We start from the raw sequence: 15,325 nt of genomic DNA, 5'->3' as shown, positions 1-15,325 counted from the left end.
ATAGATGGAAGATAAAACTTTTGAGCTTTTAACGAAAATGTATAATGAGTTTTCCGGTAAGTTTGATAAAATTGAAGTTAAGTTCGATAAACTTGAAAAAGAAATGAAAGAAACAAATACAAGATTGACCAAAATTGAAACATGTATAGAAAATGAAATAAAGCCTGATATAAAAGCTTCTTTGGAAGGTTACCAGATGGTATATGAGAAACTAACGAATCAGGAAAAAGCCATTGAGATAATCAATAATAAGCTTGAAAAGCAGGATGTAGAGATCACCGTAATAAAAGGCGGTAAAAAAGAAATACTGTAATTTTAACCCTCTCAAGAAATATTCAAACTGCCTATTGTCTTGGGCCGGACAAGCCTAATACATGATTTAGAAAAACATGAAAACGGGCCCGCCAAGTTGAGTTATAATAACCTTTGCCAGTTTGGCATTTGGTTGAGCTATTTTGACCGGGTATTGTAATTTTTTTTCATAAACCCACATATTTATCCCTCACTTCCTGTTTCCCATGGCCATGGGTTATCAATCCATCTCCATGTAGATAAGTCATTATCCATATGATCCATAGTTATAGGACCATACATTCTGGTGTAATCAGATACGGCTCTATGCTTCAGTTCGCGATATTGGCCAAAATAAGCCAGGGCAGTTTGATCATTGGGATGGGTGTCGAGGAACAACCCTACTTCTACCAGAGCAAATTCGTATGCCTGCACCTGCAATAACATACTTTCACGCTCAGATAGCTTTTGCATGGCATGTACATTTGCATTTGAATTCATCAAATTACTTACATTGCTGCTGGCAGCTACGTTGCTGTTTAAATTATTGTTCATGAGACTCTCGACATTTCCGGTCATATTATTATTCATCACTTGCTTCCCCCTCCCAACCAGGGCTTATCCAGGCTTGGGAACAATGTACCTCTGTCCAGTCCGCCAAGTGTATCATAAGGTGTTTCCCAATCTTGATCAGGAACATAAGCCATAGCAACTACCATTTTTTCACACATGGATTTTCGTTCGTCGGAATCGGTATATTGACTATATGGATTGTCAAATTCAGTCATATCTTTCTCCTTTCCTAATCGTAGAATATACTTTATATAAATAGGATATGAGATTTTAAAAGATGAGGTTACATAAAATTGAGAATTTTAAATTATAGGCTTGAATAAAAATTTTTATGGCTACATATATTTTCATATGATATAATTATTTTTGAAAGGAGGTAATAAAATGGAAGAAAAAATCTTTGAACTTTTAACTAAAATGTATTCGGATTTATCTGGCAAAATAGGTAATATCGAAAGCAGAATGGACATTATTGAAGGCAAAATCGGTACTATCGAAGGCAAAATCGGTACTATCGAAGGCAAAATCGGTACTATCGAAGGCAAAATTGGTACTATCGAAGGCAAAATCGATAACATGCAGAGCGAGATAATCGAGCTTAAAAAAGCTGTTCTCAGAATTGAGACCGATCACGGAAATAAACTCGATGCTTTATTTGACGGTTATAAACAACACTCTGACAGATTGGACAGAATTGAAGCTCAGGTTTCAAAACAGGAAGAATTTATAATAAAGCGTGTCAAATAGTTATTTTCCACTTTCCTGTCAGCCGTTACGCAATCTTTTCCCATATTAATTAATCCAGTTTATTTATTTCTTATTTCCAGGTGTAAATTCACGAATTCTATTTAAAAATTTTTACAAGGACTGGCATTTTTCCATAGTATTTATCATAGATTAGAAAGGTACACTATTTTTGAGTTATGAAAAAATTATTAATTTGGTACATAACTCGAAAACAATAGGGGGTGCCTTGCTTGATAGATATACTATTTTCAGCAATCTTTGATGGGCTAAATAACTTATTCCTCATGCTGGGCTACGTTTCAAATGTTAATTCCTTCCCTCAGCCTTTAAACTCTGAGGAGGAACAGCACTATGTTGAAGCATACAGAAATGGGAATGAGGAAGCAAGAAATATTCTAATTGAGAGAAACTTAAGGCTTGTTGCACATATCGTTAAAAAATACGGCTCGTGCGGAAGTGACAGCGATGACCTTATCTCAATAGGTACTATCGGTTTGATTAAAGCAATATCCACATTCAATATGGACAAAGGAACAAGACTGGCTACCTATGCAGCCAGGTGTATAGAAAATGCTATTACCCCGTTACGGAAACAAAAATCAGTTGCGATAGCAGGCAATTGCACTAATTCAAACCATATTGGCGCTGTAGGTGTTTATTATTAAATATAAAACTCGGTATTATCCTTTTGCTTCATTTCAAATTCGGTAAATATCCTGTCTCTTATCTTTAGAAAATCCTCGCTGGTTCTGTCTCTTTTTCTTGCAAGGGGAACTGGAACGATACTTTTTATTTTGCCGGGATTAGGAGTCATGATTACAACCCTGTCGGCCAGGAATACGGCTTCATCAATGTCGTGGGTAACAAATATAATGGTTTTTTTCTGTTCCTGCCATATGCTTGAAATCTCATCCTGCATTTTCATACGTGTCAGCGCGTCCAAAGCTCCAAAGGGCTCATCCATAAAAATTATTTCAGGATCCACCGCCAGGGCACGGGCTATAGCCACGCGCTGCTGCATACCGCCTGAAAGCTGGCCGGGATGACTTTTGCTGAATTCGGAAAGTCCCACCAGCGAAATATATCTGGCGGCAATTTCCCGACGTTCCTTTTTGGCCAGCTTCTTGCCTTCCAGACCCAGTTCCACATTTTTCTGAACCGTTCTCCAGGGCAGCAGGCCATAATTCTGAAAAATGGTAACATTCTTTGTTGAGGGAGCAGTTACTTCATTTCCAGCAATGGCTATCCTTCCTTCCGAAACCTTTTCAAACCCTGCGATGGAATTGAGCAAAGTGGTTTTACCGCAGCCGCTGGGGCCAAGCAAACATATAAATTCACCCTCTTCAATTTGAAGTGAAACATGTTCCATTGCACAAAAGGTTTTTTTGTTTTGTATATAGTTTTTAGAAACATCTTCAATATTTATAAACAAAATTAAGCCCCCCTTTCATTTGGAACAAAGCCGGATATTTTGAGAAGCTTTTTCTCCGCCAATCCAATAAGGCTGTCAAGAATCAGACCGATCAAGCCTATACTCAGTATGCTTGCCAGGAGCATATCGGCGCGAAGATTGTTTCTTGCGTCAATTATCATAAAGCCCAGGCCGGTCTGGGAACCTACCATTTCTCCGGCAACCAGGAACACCCACGCTGTCCCCAAAGCCAAATGCAGTCCGGTTGCTATGAAGGGGAAGGCAGAGGGCAGGACTATTTTAAGCAGCGTTTGGAACTGGTTAAGTCCGAAATTTTTGGCAACCTTTATATAAGTCTGATCCACTTTACCGACTGCAGAAATAGTCGTGAGCAATATGGGAAAGAAGGCTGCAATGAAAATGATAACCATGGCCGGAAGGTCTCCGATACCGAACCACAATACTACGAAAGGAAGCCAGGCGATAGGGGAAATAGGCCTGATGAGCTGTACAACAGGATTTACGAAATTCCAGAGCTTCCGGAACCAGCCCAGAAACATACCGATAATGATTGCTGAAACAGCTGCAATACTGTAGCCAACTGCAAACCGGTACAGGCTATCCTTGATTCCGGCTGCCAGAGTGCCTGATTCCATGAGCTCTTTAAATCCCTGCACCACTTTCAGCGGAGACGGAAACAGTGATTCGTTCCAGCTGCCGAAGGATACTGCCAGCTGCCATATGGAAATGAGTACAATAAAGGATACTGCTATATGAAATACTTTTTTCACTGTTACCTCCAGACCACGGTACCCGCTGAAAGCATGGCACCGTAAGCTTTGTATTAATTAAATGACGTTGTTATTTCAACAGGGAGGGATCAACAAAATCCTCATAAGTCGGAGGTGTTTTGGAGATACCAAACTCAACTACTTTTTTACTTAAATCCTCATAGGCTTCCTGAGTTATAGCCAGGTCATCATAGGATATCCATTTCATTGACAAGTCCAATACTTTATCATCCAGCTTCAAGTATTTCTTTGCGATTTCATCTGCTTTCTCCTTGTTTGATCCAATGAACTTTCCTGCTTCACTGTAGTTGGCAGCAACATTTTGGGCAATTTCTTTGTTATTGTTTATAAAATTATCTGTAAATACCAGGGAGCAGCAAATTGAATCCTCCCAGAGTTCATTTGATTCAAATAAAACTTTTCCGGAATTGATTGCAACGGATTTAGCTCCAAAGGGTTCTGCCACCGAATAGCCGTCAATCTGTCCTGAAGCCAGTGCAGCAGGCATCTCGGGAGGAGCAAGTTCAACAACCTTAACATCGCTGATACTCATTCCCTCATTTTTAAGCATCTGATTCAGCAGTATATTATGAGAAGATTGCCTGTGTGGTATAGCAAAGGTTTTACCATTGAGATCCTTTACACCGTTGATTTTGTTGGATACAACAACCACATTTCCGTCCTTATGGCCAAGGGCTACAGCTTTAATTCCAATTCCCTGTTCCCGGGCTTTCATTGCAAGCTCGATCAGAACAGATGCTCCGTCAACATGCCCTGTGTTTAAAGCATCCATTAATTCAGGCCAGGAACCGTATTTTACGAGCTCAATTTCATAATTGTTACCGGCTTTATCCTGAAGTTCATTTTCTACAAAGACCGGCAAAGCGTGTGTTATTGGCAAATATGCAATTTTAACGGCTTTTTTTGCCGATTTGCTGTCGGCATTTGTATCAGAAGCTGTACCGGAGCTGGCCGAAACAGTTCCGGTATTGGTTTGACCGGAGGTTGCAGAGGTGCCGGCTGAATTTCCGCAGGCGGCGGCTCCTCCGGTAATGCCCAGTATCAATGCAGCTGCAATTATCTTTTTAAAAATCTTCATAAAATGCCTCCTGTAATTTGTATTGGATTTTAATTGCCTAATCCCAGCCAAGGGCTTTCCTTTGTTCTTTCAGGTCGGCAACCAGATGATTTGCCAGCTCTATATGGTTTACATCAACTATCATACTTGAGCCTAATATTTCTTTTGTTCCGTTTTTCATAAATTCAGTTACGTTATCCGAGCCCTGTGTGGGGGTATGAACACAATGATAAGAGTTCACACCCAGCAGCCTGAAGCTCAGTGCCGCACAAATACCCTTTTCGTTTGACCATTCGGGACTGGCAAAGGCATAGGGCATATCCTTGATGTCTGCTTCAGCTGCTTCGGCTGCTGCTTTGAAAAGGGCCGAGGCTCTGGCGTTATCCAGACATTCTCCCATATGCCAGACCGGTGGCAGGTCCTGCAGGAAGCTGCGCAGCCCGTCGCCTGTCTGCTCCAGTGCCTTGACCGAGCAGTATCCAAGTTTCATCAAGGGAAAAGAGGCACAACCGTTAGTCAATATGAGAACATTGTTTTTCAGCAGTATTTCTGCCAGTTCAACTACGGCTTTTTCATATACTATTCGTGGATTGTTACAACCTACCAGATTGACAATACCAAGTATTTTTCCGCTTTTTAATGCTTCTGCAATGGGTTTGACACCGCCGAAATGCCTGTTGATATATTCAACTGAAAAGCCTACCTCGGCCTCAATCTCGTACTGTGGTATATGAACCGGTACCTCACGTCTGTTTGCAAAGCTCTCTATGGCACGGTTCAGGATTTTTCCCGCAAGCTCCGAGACCTGATCCAGATTGGAGTGATCATGGTCAAAACCATAGTGCTCGGCGCCGGGCAGCCTTGCCGAATCATTTGTGGTGACAACCACTGTCTTGAAGCAATTTGCTACCTCCATAATTATGGGGAACACATCCTGAACGTCTGCCACCCACAGGTCCAATGCGCCTGTTCCGAGTATGAGCTCTGCGCCGATGGCATTTGACAGCGGAATTACACCGCCGTACCTGTACATGGACGACAGCCCTGAACAGCAAATACCGTAAAATTTAATGCCAAGGGCACCGTTAGCTTTTGCAAGTTTGTCAAACTCCTCAGTTCTTCCAAGCTTGACTATTTCACTTATCAGTATGGGGGAGTGCCCATGCAGGGCAATGTTTACATAGCCCTTTTCCAGAGCACCGGTATTTACCCTGGAGGTACTCCGGTTTGGAAGTCCGAAAAGACTGTCCATTGCTATGGAGGAGCCCAGCACGCTTGACCAGGCAAAGGCAACTCCGCTGCGGAGCAGCTGCTTCATCAGATTCTTCCAGTCGCCGTCATTGCCGGTGCTGGTTCTGTGAAGGCTTTCAAATACTTCGTGATAAGGGCTTATGGGGAGAATATCCAGCTCGGCCCAGGTTTTAATCCTTTCTTTGGCAGCAAAGGCGTGGAGAGTTTTATGAGGTCCGGGTACTGTCCGGGATAAATCCTCAAGGAGGATATCGGCAACCTCACCTGCCAGCTCTTTTACCGTTTTATTCCCAGTATCAAGCCCAAATGCTCCGGCAACTGCCAGAATTTTTGCTTCACCCTCAATAGGAATATCAATTTTTCCTTCAGAAGCATATTTCAAAGCCAGCATGCTTTCCCTTCCTCTGGCGCCGTGGGCCGACACACCTGCAACAACGCTCCGGAGCAGATTTCGGGCTACAATGACATCAGCATCGGCTCCGCATACTCCTCTAGGGCTTTTTGGTGTTATTTTGCAGGGCCCCATGGTGCAGTTTCTGCAGCATACACCGGCCAGGCCGAAACTGCACTGGGGTTTTTGTGCATCAAACCTGTCAAAGGTAGTTTCTATTCCCAGCTGTTCCATATGTAAAAGCAAATCTCTCACAGCCGGATCAGGGGTTTGCTCCAGAACGTCTTTCTTGGAGGCAAAGGTTTTTTTATATTCTGAGACTGCCGAAGCATAATCATTGACAGTGGTGTTGTGGTGGTGTTCATGAGTATCATGACCGAATTTAGTGTGATGGAGCCGTATATGTTTATTTATTCCATGGATATCCAAAAGCAGCACTCACCCTTCATAATTTTATAATATAGTAATCTTATAATTTTAGTATGTTTTAGATTATAAAGTCTGCAGTTTGAAATGTCAACTAGTTTTTATTAGTTTTCATATATAATTACTATGAATTGAAATTGGCAGGTGAATTTGAGATTAATAGAATTTGTACTAGCCGGATTTTCATATATATTATGCAGATAGTAATGTGCCTTTAACCCGTATATCAGTGACATGGAGGTTGCAAATGGCAGAGAAGAAATATACCCTGCAGGTTAATTATCCCAACTCCGTCGAAGATACATATTCACTCAGGTGTTTGCTGGGAACTGAATATCTGAAACTGATAAAGGAATACCTTAACGGTTTGGATTTGAGCGTGAGTCAGAAGAGAAAAATAATTATACTGCTGATTGAACGGATAAAAGCTGAATTTTGATAAAAATTTCGCTTTAAAAGTTATACCCTCTATTAACAATGTACAATACGTTGTCAATAGAGGGTATAATTATATAAGAACTATTTTATATGAAAGAGTGGTGCAGGAATGGACAGACCTTCAGAAGAAAAAACAGTGTGGCTGACAGCAGCAGATGAGCACAAAATATGTTTATACTGCTGGGAAACAGCAGAAAAGCCTGCGGCTGTTCTGCAGATATTTCACGGTATGGCGGAACATGCCGGAAGGTATGGAAGGCTGGCAGCATTTCTCAATTCCCATGGAATTGCTGTTTTTGGAAATGATCTCAGAGGGCATGGAAAAACAGCGCAGCAAAACGGTAAACCCGGGGTGACGGGTAAAAATGGATTCTATAGGATGGTTGAAGATCAATACCTGATTACAAAAGAGCTGAAACAAAGATATCCTGAGATTCCGGTGTTTGTTCTGGCACATAGCTTCGGCTCTTTTGTGGGACAGGAATATATTACACGTTACGGAAATGAAATAGACGGTATTATTCTCTCGGGCTCTGCTGCTCAAATTGGAGCTGAGATAAGATTGGGTAAGCTTTTGTCCCGGCTGCAGACCGGGATATGGGGGGAGGAAAAACCGGCAAGGCTTATTGAGAAATTGAGCTTTGGAACCTACAATAAAAAAATAGCAGAACCAAAAAGTAGTTTTGACTGGTTAAGCCGTGATGAAACCGAGGTCCGCAAATATATGGAGGATAAGGACTGCGGTTTCACTTGTTCGGCGGGGTTTTATTACTATTTCATGAGTGCCATGCTCAACTTGTACGACGAAAAGAAGCTTGGCAATATTCCGAAAAATCTTCCGGTATATTTGCTTGCAGGGCGGGAAGACCCGGTTGGGAATTACGGCAGGAAGGTGGAAAAGCTGTACGAAATATTTGACAGCCTTGGCCAGCGCGATTTGAAAATGAAGCTTTATGAGGGTTCACGCCATGAAATCCTCAATGAATTGAACAGGGATGAAGTGAGCGGAGATATTTTAAACTGGATAAACAGCCATATAGCCATATGAAAAAATGATGATTAAAAGCAGCTGAGATAAATTATTGTAATAATAAGCACAAGACCCCAATATTACTAAAGTAAAGGTTTGGTAAAATGGGGTTTTTTTATGAAGGTTGCAGTTTATTCGCGCAAGAGCAAATTTACCGGTAAGGGAGAAAGTGTTGAGAACCAGATACATATGTGCAGGGAGTACGCTGTTAAAGTACTTAACTGCAATGAGGAGGACTTTATCACTTATGAAGACGAGGGTTTTTCGGGAGGAAATACCGACCGGCCCAGATTTCAGCAAATGCTGAAGGATGCCCGGAATAAAAAGTTTGATACCATCGTTTGCTACAGACTTGACAGGGTAAGCAGAAATGTCTCGGATTTCTCCCAATTGATTGATAAACTTGAAAAGTGGGGAATTAACTTTGTGTCTGTCAAGGAGCAGTTTGATACCACAAAGCCCATGGGAAGGGCAATGATGTATATAGCCTCGGTTTTTTCGCAGCTGGAAAGAGAGACCATTGCCGAAAGAATCAGGGATAACATGCTTCAGCTGTCCAAGACGGGCAGGTGGCTCGGAGGCACAACACCCACCGGTTACAGGTCGGAAATGGTGTGCAGCCGTGAGCCGAACGGGCGCGAAATCAGAAGCTGCAAGCTGGTGGTTGTGCCTGAAGAAGCTGAACTGGTACAGTTAATATACAATAAATATATAACATTGAAATCCATTACAAAGGTTGAAAAGTATCTGGCTCAAAACAGGATAAATACTAAGAATGGAGCGGTCTTCGGAAGGTTTTCCATCAGATTTATTCTCTCCAATCCGGTATATGCCGTTGCTGATGAAAAGCTTTATGAATATCTGTCCACAAACAATTACGAGTTGTATTCCGAAAAAGAGGAGTTTAACGGAATGAGCGGACTTATGGGCTATAATAAAACCAGACAGAATGCCGGCAGCTCCGGTGAGAGATACCGCAAAAGCGAAGAATGGATTCTGGCTGTGGGCCTGCACACCGGGATAGTACCCGGTGAGGTATGGATAGAGGCACAGGAGCTGTTGTCCAGGAACAAATCCAAGTCCTACAGGAAGGTTAAGAGCAATACTGCGCTTCTGTCGGGAATTCTCAGGTGTGCGGGCTGCGGAAGCTTCATGCGGCCCAAGGCCGGCAGGAGGCCTGGCCCGGATGGTGAGCCGGTATTCTACTATATATGCGAGCTGAAGGAAAAAAGCCGGAAAGTACAGTGTGATATGGCAAATGCCAATGGCAATGAGGTGGACGGCATGGCGGTGGGCCAGCTGGAACAGTTATTTTTGACCTGCCCGCCCGTATTCGATGAAAAGGATTTGTCTGAAATGAAGACCTGGTTTAACAGGGACACCAAAAAGGATGAACTTCACATATTGGAGGAGAAGCTTTTCAATACGGATTTTGAGATAAAAAACCTTGTCAGGGTATTGGCAAAGGAAAAAAGCTCCGATCTTGAAACGGCAATAATGGAGCAGCTCAGCAGTTTGAACAGTCAGAAACAGATATACATAAACGCAATAGAAAATCTTTTGCTCAAAAGCCCTGAGAGTATGAATTGCAGGGAGCCCGCAGAAACATATGCCGGTAAGATATTTCCGCCCCGGTGTATCGCCTGGGATCAATTGAGCATAGATATCAAACGGGGGATGCTCAGAGGTGTAATAAAGCGCTTGGAATGGGATGGAAAAGGACTTGAAATGCATCTGAATACAGGTATTAGGACAGTGTAGTACTGAGTACTACTGAGTACTATTGAATAATTGCACCATTTTGTTTCCGCTATGCGAGCATAGCAAATGAGATTCTAATGCAAATCAGAGCGTCGAAAAAGATACAAAATGAAGTTTCACTGCAGGATCCGATTGGAATCGATAAGGAAGGCAATGAGATAACATTAATAGATCTTATCAGCAATGATTCTGAGTCGGTAGTGGATGAAGTAGAACTGAAAATGCAGGTAAAACGGTTGTATAGTAAAATGAAGGGTACTCTTAAAAACAGGGAGAAGGTAGTATTGGAGCTAAGATACGGCTTACTTAACGGAACCAGTAAAACTCAGCGTGAAATAGCTAAAATGCTTGGAATTTCAAGATCCTATGTCTCAAGGATAGAGAAGAAAGCAATTAAAAAATTAAGTAAAGAATTAAAACCTGAAGGCTGCCATTAGGCAGCCTTCAGAGTGTATCAAGGCGGTTGAATTTCTCCAGGACAATATGCTTTTCAAATGCCGCAGACTGCCGGTCTCAGCTATGAATAAAGTTGAATACTTTACCTTGTAAAAATTATATTGATTCGGGAAAACATTAGTAGTACAATTGGTGTATGCTATCAGATAGGTTATAGCGTATGCAAGTTATATAAGGAGGAACTGCTATGGCTGAAGCAAGGACCATGAAGGCGCTGGTGAAAAAGTACAGAAAGCCGGGTATATGGATGGACGAGGTACCTGTTCCCGGGATCGGGATAAATGATGTTCTCATAAAAATCAATAAAACCTCCATATGCGGTACGGATATACATATTTACAATTGGGATGAATGGGCGCAAAAAACAATTCCGACTCCCATGACTATCGGACATGAGTTTGTAGGCACCGTAGCAGCCCTGGGCAGTAATGTCCATGATTTCAAATTAGGTGATATTGTTTCGGGAGAGGGGCATATTGTTTGCGGATTATGCAGGAATTGTCTTGCCGGACGGCGGCATTTATGCATGAATACAAGCGGTGTCGGTGTAAACCGTCCTGGTGCCTTTGCAGAGTATATTGCCATACCGGTCACCAATGTGTGGCATAGCGACGGCTCGGTACCCCAGGACATACAGAGCTGTTTTGACCCGTTTGGAAATGCGGTGCATACTGCGCTTGCATTCAATGTATTGGGAGAGGATGTACTGATTACCGGCGCCGGCCCCATAGGGATCATGGCAGCGGCTGTTGTAAGGCATGCCGGGGCAAGACATGTGGTAATCACAGATGTCAATCCTTACCGTCTTGAACTGGCTAAAAAGCTGGGTGTAACCATGGCAATAAATATTAATGAAGCAAGCATTGAAGCTGCGATGGAACAGCTGGGAATGAAGGAAGGTTTTGATGTGGGCTTGGAAATGTCGGGCAATGCAAGTGCTTTCAACAAAATGGTGGATTTAATGTGCCACGGCGGAAAAATTGCACTGCTTGGAATTCAAAACAGCAGTACCCAAATTGACTGGGAAAAGGTTGTATTCAACGGACTGACCATCAAGGGCATATATGGCAGGGAAATGTACGAGACATGGTACAAGATGACAGTCATGCTTCAATCGGGACTTGATATATCAAAGATAATAACCCACCGCTTTAATATTATGGACTTCCAGAAAGGTTTTGAAATCATGGCCTCAGGCAATTCGGGAAAAGTGGTACTGGAGTGGAACTGACATCAGTGATAAAATTTATATAAATATCTATATAATTATATTGGAATAGGAAAATCTTTATCAAGGAGAATCGAGAACATGTTTGGAAAAGCGAAAAAATTTTACATAAGTGAACTTGATAATATAAAAAGCAGCGGCCTATGGAAGGAAGAGCGGGTTTTGACAAGCCCTCAAGATATTAATATAAGTGTTGCAGTCGGTAAAAAAGTTTTGAATATGTGTGCCAACAATTACCTGGGGTTATCAAACCACCCGGAGGTAGTTGCTGCGGCGAAGGAAAGCCTGGATGACTGGGGATATGGTCTGTCTTCGGTGAGATTCATCTGCGGAACCCAGGATATTCATAAAAAGCTTGAGAGGAAACTTTCGGATTTTCTGGGGACGGAAGACACTATCCTGTATGCATCCTGCTTTGATGCAAACGGCGGATTGTTTGAGACACTTCTGTCAGAACAGGATGCAATAATCAGTGATGAACTCAATCACGCAAGCATCATAGACGGTGTCAGACTGTGCAAAGCCATTCGTTACAGGTATAAAAACAATGACATGCAGGATCTGGAGGAAAAGCTGAAAGCGGCGCAAAATGCCAGATTCCGTTTAATTGCTACCGATGGTGTATTTTCCATGGACGGTATCATTGCCAATCTCAGGGGGATCTGTGATCTGGCCGATAAATATGATGCCATGGTCATGGTGGATGACAGCCATGCGGTGGGCTTTATCGGCGGCAATGGGCGTGGAACGCCGGAATACTGCGGTGTTTCGGATAGAGTAGATATATTGACAGGAACTCTGGGAAAGGCGTTAGGCGGTGCAAACGGCGGTTATACAAGCGGGCGCAGCGAAATTATCAGCCTTTTGAGACAGCGTTCAAGGCCCTATTTGTTCTCCAATACCCTGGCACCGTCGGTAGCTTACGCATCTTTGAAAGTATTGGAATTACTGGACACAACTGCGGATTTCAGGAAAAGGCTTATGCAAAATACACTGTTTTTCAGGGAAAAAATCAGGGAGGCAGGCTTTAATATTGTTGAAGGAGTTCATCCCATTGTTCCCATTATGCTTGGAGATGCCAATGTTGCCCAGGAAATGGCCGCAAGATTGCTTGAAAAAGGGGTTTATGCAGTTGGTTTCTTTTATCCTGTGGTGCCTGCCGGAAAAGCCCGTATAAGGACTCAAATTTCTGCCGCCCATACAATGGAAGACCTGGCTTTTGCCATAGATGCCTTTGTGCAGGTAAGGAAGGAAATGAAGATAGAGTAAGAGTAGTGCACTCGTAACCAAAAATCACATCTTGATATTTGAATAATTATCCAATATAATATGTAACATATAACCTATATGATAGCATATAGAAACGTGGGGTAATGAATTGAAAAACATAAAACGTGTACCGTTGCAGTCAGAAATAATAGAAGCCATAAAGCAGTATATTGAACAGAATAATCTCAAAAACGGAGATAAGCTTCCGTCCCAGGGACAGCTTGTAGAAATGCTGGGTGTGAGCAGGTCCTCCTTAAGAGAGGCAGTGAAAGTGCTTGAGACAAAAAACATCGTGGAAACTGTCAATGGCAAAGGGATTTATGTTAGAAACGGTTCACCCAACATTATTCAGGCGCAGATTGAGTTCAGGAAGGAAAAGGAATCCATCCTTGAACTGCTGGAAGCAAGAAAGATCCTTGAACGGGAAATCCTGCACCTGGTGATACAGCATGCAACGCAGGAAGAACTTGATAACATTGAAAAAATACTGAATGTTGTTATAGAGAAATACAACAATGGCGACAAACAGAATAATGAGGACAGGCAATTTCATTATGCCATTTATAATTCATGCCATAACAGGATCATGCAGCAGCTGATACTCTCTATTAACAATCTGCTTTCCGAGTTGTGGGAATTTCCCCTTGGGATGGAGGAGCCTTTTACAGATACAATACCCCTGCATAAGGATCTTTTTGAATGCCTGAGAAATCGGAATCTAAAAAAAGCAATTACCATAAATGAAAAAATCATAAGCATGGTCATCAAAGAGGTAAAAGCCGCTCAATAAGATTATGTAAATAAATTAAATAATTAAATCAAGAATTATAAACAAACAAAAATTGTATAAAATAAGGAATTATGTAAAATATCCTATCGGACAGCTGATAGGATATAGGACGATTTATCGGCCTGTAAATTCCTTATAACAGAATGTATTTAGCCTATTTGACGGAGGGAGAGGTTTATTTGAACACACGAATGTCCAAGGAAGATATATGTGCATATCTGGGAGAAGATTTTTATTCATATAAAGGTGCCGTTACCCCGCCTATTTTCCAGAATACACTTTTTGCGCAGTCTCACGAACTCAAGGGTGAGGAGCCCGAGTTTGTCTACACCAGAATTAACAATCCGACGATAGAAATTGCCGAGAAAAAGATAGCAGCCCTTGAAGAAGGCCAGGAGGCCAGATGTTTTTCCTCGGGTATGGGAGCCATATCGGCGGCAATTATGCATTTTGTTAAAGCAGGCAGTCATGTCATCGCAATCGACAGTATATACGGTCCTACCAGGGATTTCCTGGAAAACTATCTTGCAAGATTCGGTGTGGAGACCACTTTTGTTCCGGGCCATAATACCGATGAAATTGAAAGCGCAATCAAAAAAAATACTGTTCTCATATATCTGGAAAGTCCCTCCTCCCTTGTTTTCTCCCTGCAGGATCTTGAAGCGGTTGCAAAGCTTGCCCGGGCAAAGGGAATTGTGACCATAATTGACAATTCCTATTCCACGCCTATATATCAGAATCCCATTAAATTTGGGATTGATTTGGTGGTTCACAGCGCTACCAAATATCTTGGAGGGCACAGTGACATAGTTGCAGGAGTTGTGATTGGAAAAAAAGACGTGATGGATGGATTAAGGAATGAAGAGCGCGCCATGCTGGGAAGCTGTATGGACCCCCATCAGGCCTGGCTATTGATACGGGGCTTGAGAACACTTCCGCTCAGAGTAAGGCAGCATCAGGAAAATGCTATGGCAGTTGCTGCGTTTCTGGAAAACCACCCCAGGGTAAAATATGTTCTTTATCCCGGACTAAAAAGCCATCCCCAGTATGATTTGGGAAAAAAACAGATGGAGGGGTATACCGGGCTTATGAGTTTTGAACTGACAGGGGGAAAGGAAAGTGTTGTAGGACTCCTCAGGAACATCAGACACTTCAGGCATGGATGCAGCTGGGGTGGCTATGAAAGTCTCATAGCACCTGTGGGACTGGGAAAGAATCAGGAGGAGCTCAAACGTTCCTGTGTCACCGAGGGAATGATAAGAATACACGTAGGACTTGAAAATGTGAACACCCTGATTGAGGACCTGGACAGGTGCCTTGTTTAGAAACTTATTTCAGATTACAAATATTTAAATAAAAATATTTAAAAAAGTAAATTTCCATTGACTGGAACC

The 15,325-nt window shown here is 42.3% G+C and carries 16 protein-coding genes and 2 pseudogenes; 11 read left to right on the top strand and 7 right to left on the bottom strand.

Going from position 1 to position 15,325, the window contains the following annotated elements:
• Positions 1 to 4 precede the first annotated feature (4 nt).
• Positions 5 to 313, top strand: a complete 309-nt coding sequence (locus CTER_RS09650) for a hypothetical protein (protein ID WP_004625287.1) — start codon at positions 5 to 7, stop codon at positions 311 to 313.
• 84 nt (positions 314 to 397) lie between these two features.
• Here CTER_RS09650 and CTER_RS09645 read toward each other — a convergent pair.
• From CTER_RS09645 to CTER_RS09635, 3 genes and pseudogenes are all read right to left on the bottom strand, one after another.
• Positions 398 to 493 (bottom strand): annotated as a pseudogene (locus CTER_RS09645) (manganese catalase family protein); the annotation flags it as partial.
• A gap of 2 nt (positions 494 to 495) precedes the next feature.
• Positions 496 to 882, bottom strand: coding sequence for a spore coat protein CotJB (locus CTER_RS09640; protein WP_004625298.1), 387 nt, complete (start codon positions 880 to 882; stop codon positions 496 to 498).
• A complete protein-coding gene (locus CTER_RS09635; RefSeq protein ID WP_004625326.1) occupies positions 882 to 1,079 on the bottom strand; it encodes a spore coat associated protein CotJA in 198 nt (65 codons plus the stop codon). Before CTER_RS09635 ends, CTER_RS09640 begins: the two co-directional genes overlap by 1 nt.
• A gap of 169 nt (positions 1,080 to 1,248) precedes the next feature.
• On the opposite strand from CTER_RS09635, the gene CTER_RS09630 reads away from it, so the two are divergent.
• Both CTER_RS09630 and CTER_RS09625 read left to right on the top strand, forming a co-directional pair.
• Positions 1,249 to 1,611: a hypothetical protein gene (locus tag CTER_RS09630; RefSeq protein WP_004625240.1), complete on the top strand. Its 363-nt coding sequence runs from the start codon at positions 1,249 to 1,251 to the stop codon at positions 1,609 to 1,611.
• 230 nt (positions 1,612 to 1,841) lie between these two features.
• On the top strand, positions 1,842 to 2,276 hold the full coding sequence (locus CTER_RS09625; protein ID WP_004625376.1) for a sigma-70 family RNA polymerase sigma factor: 435 nt from the start codon (positions 1,842 to 1,844) through the stop codon (positions 2,274 to 2,276).
• On the opposite strand, the gene CTER_RS09620 is transcribed toward CTER_RS09625, so the two are convergent.
• The 4 genes from CTER_RS09620 to cooS all read right to left on the bottom strand — a co-directional run bounded on the left by CTER_RS09620 (position 2,273) and on the right by cooS (position 6,962).
• A complete protein-coding gene (locus CTER_RS09620) occupies positions 2,273 to 3,043 on the bottom strand; it encodes an ABC transporter ATP-binding protein (protein WP_004625236.1) in 771 nt (256 codons plus the stop codon). The two genes, CTER_RS09625 and CTER_RS09620, sit on opposite strands and share 4 nt — an antisense overlap.
• A gap of 2 nt (positions 3,044 to 3,045) precedes the next feature.
• Positions 3,046 to 3,813 carry an ABC transporter permease gene (locus CTER_RS09615; protein ID WP_004625264.1) on the bottom strand — a complete coding sequence of 256 codons (768 nt, stop codon included), beginning with the start codon at positions 3,811 to 3,813 and terminating at the stop codon, positions 3,046 to 3,048.
• Between the two features lie 70 nt (positions 3,814 to 3,883).
• A complete protein-coding gene (locus tag CTER_RS09610) occupies positions 3,884 to 4,912 on the bottom strand; it encodes an ABC transporter substrate-binding protein (RefSeq protein WP_004625347.1) in 1,029 nt (342 codons plus the stop codon).
• A 37-nt stretch (positions 4,913 to 4,949) separates the two neighbouring features.
• Positions 4,950 to 6,962: an anaerobic carbon-monoxide dehydrogenase catalytic subunit gene (gene cooS / locus CTER_RS09605; RefSeq protein ID WP_004625251.1), complete on the bottom strand. Its 2,013-nt coding sequence runs from the start codon at positions 6,960 to 6,962 to the stop codon at positions 4,950 to 4,952.
• 244 nt (positions 6,963 to 7,206) lie between these two features.
• Between cooS and CTER_RS09600 the strand changes: the two genes are divergently transcribed.
• The 8 genes and pseudogenes from CTER_RS09600 to CTER_RS09565 all read left to right on the top strand — a co-directional run bounded on the left by CTER_RS09600 (position 7,207) and on the right by CTER_RS09565 (position 15,256).
• A complete protein-coding gene (locus CTER_RS09600) occupies positions 7,207 to 7,398 on the top strand; it encodes a hypothetical protein (RefSeq protein WP_004625329.1) in 192 nt (63 codons plus the stop codon).
• A gap of 108 nt (positions 7,399 to 7,506) precedes the next feature.
• Positions 7,507 to 8,445, top strand: a complete 939-nt coding sequence (locus CTER_RS09595) for an alpha/beta hydrolase (protein ID WP_004625339.1) — start codon at positions 7,507 to 7,509, stop codon at positions 8,443 to 8,445.
• Positions 8,446 to 8,544: 99 nt separating this feature from the next.
• A complete protein-coding gene (locus tag CTER_RS09590) occupies positions 8,545 to 10,188 on the top strand; it encodes a recombinase family protein (RefSeq protein WP_004625263.1) in 1,644 nt (547 codons plus the stop codon).
• 59 nt (positions 10,189 to 10,247) lie between these two features.
• A pseudogene (locus CTER_RS09585) lies at positions 10,248 to 10,625 on the top strand (sigma-70 family RNA polymerase sigma factor); the annotation flags it as partial.
• A 206-nt stretch (positions 10,626 to 10,831) separates the two neighbouring features.
• The gene (tdh, locus tag CTER_RS09580; protein ID WP_004625290.1) at positions 10,832 to 11,875 is read left to right on the top strand and encodes an L-threonine 3-dehydrogenase; all 1,044 of its coding nucleotides are present in this window, start codon (positions 10,832 to 10,834) and stop codon (positions 11,873 to 11,875) included.
• A 78-nt stretch (positions 11,876 to 11,953) separates the two neighbouring features.
• Entirely contained in the window at positions 11,954 to 13,141 is a 1,188-nt protein-coding gene (locus tag CTER_RS09575; protein WP_004625316.1) for a glycine C-acetyltransferase, read from the top strand.
• Between the two features lie 109 nt (positions 13,142 to 13,250).
• Complete coding sequence (locus tag CTER_RS09570; RefSeq protein WP_004625226.1) at positions 13,251 to 13,931, top strand: FadR/GntR family transcriptional regulator; 681 nt, start codon at positions 13,251 to 13,253, stop codon at positions 13,929 to 13,931.
• 179 nt (positions 13,932 to 14,110) lie between these two features.
• Positions 14,111 to 15,256, top strand: a complete 1,146-nt coding sequence (locus tag CTER_RS09565; protein WP_004625280.1) for a trans-sulfuration enzyme family protein — start codon at positions 14,111 to 14,113, stop codon at positions 15,254 to 15,256.
• Positions 15,257 to 15,325 lie beyond the last annotated feature (69 nt).

The sequence above is a fragment of the Ruminiclostridium cellobioparum subsp. termitidis CT1112 genome (assembly GCF_000350485.1).
GTDB classification, from domain to species: domain Bacteria; phylum Bacillota; class Clostridia; order Acetivibrionales; family DSM-1351; genus Ruminiclostridium; species Ruminiclostridium termitidis.
This window is presented reverse-complemented; position numbering and strand designations above follow the sequence as displayed.

Excerpts from the sequence above, each read along its gene's own strand:
- tdh (WP_004625290.1), top strand. The coding sequence starts at position 10,832 with ATGGCTGAAGCAAGGACCATGAAGGCGCTGGTGAAAAAGTACAGAAAG.
- CTER_RS09575 (WP_004625316.1), top strand. The coding sequence starts at position 11,954 with ATGTTTGGAAAAGCGAAAAAATTTTACATAAGTGAACTTGATAATATA.
- CTER_RS09610 (WP_004625347.1), bottom strand. The coding sequence starts at position 4,912 with ATGAAGATTTTTAAAAAGATAATTGCAGCTGCATTGATACTGGGCATT.
- CTER_RS09600 (WP_004625329.1), top strand. The coding sequence starts at position 7,207 with ATGGCAGAGAAGAAATATACCCTGCAGGTTAATTATCCCAACTCCGTC.
- CTER_RS09590 (WP_004625263.1), top strand. The coding sequence starts at position 8,545 with ATGAAGGTTGCAGTTTATTCGCGCAAGAGCAAATTTACCGGTAAGGGA.
- CTER_RS09630 (WP_004625240.1), top strand. The coding sequence starts at position 1,249 with ATGGAAGAAAAAATCTTTGAACTTTTAACTAAAATGTATTCGGATTTA.
- CTER_RS09650 (WP_004625287.1), top strand. The coding sequence starts at position 5 with ATGGAAGATAAAACTTTTGAGCTTTTAACGAAAATGTATAATGAGTTT.
- CTER_RS09595 (WP_004625339.1), top strand. The coding sequence starts at position 7,507 with ATGGACAGACCTTCAGAAGAAAAAACAGTGTGGCTGACAGCAGCAGAT.
- CTER_RS09640 (WP_004625298.1), bottom strand. The coding sequence starts at position 882 with ATGAATAATAATATGACCGGAAATGTCGAGAGTCTCATGAACAATAAT.
- CTER_RS09635 (WP_004625326.1), bottom strand. The coding sequence starts at position 1,079 with ATGACTGAATTTGACAATCCATATAGTCAATATACCGATTCCGACGAA.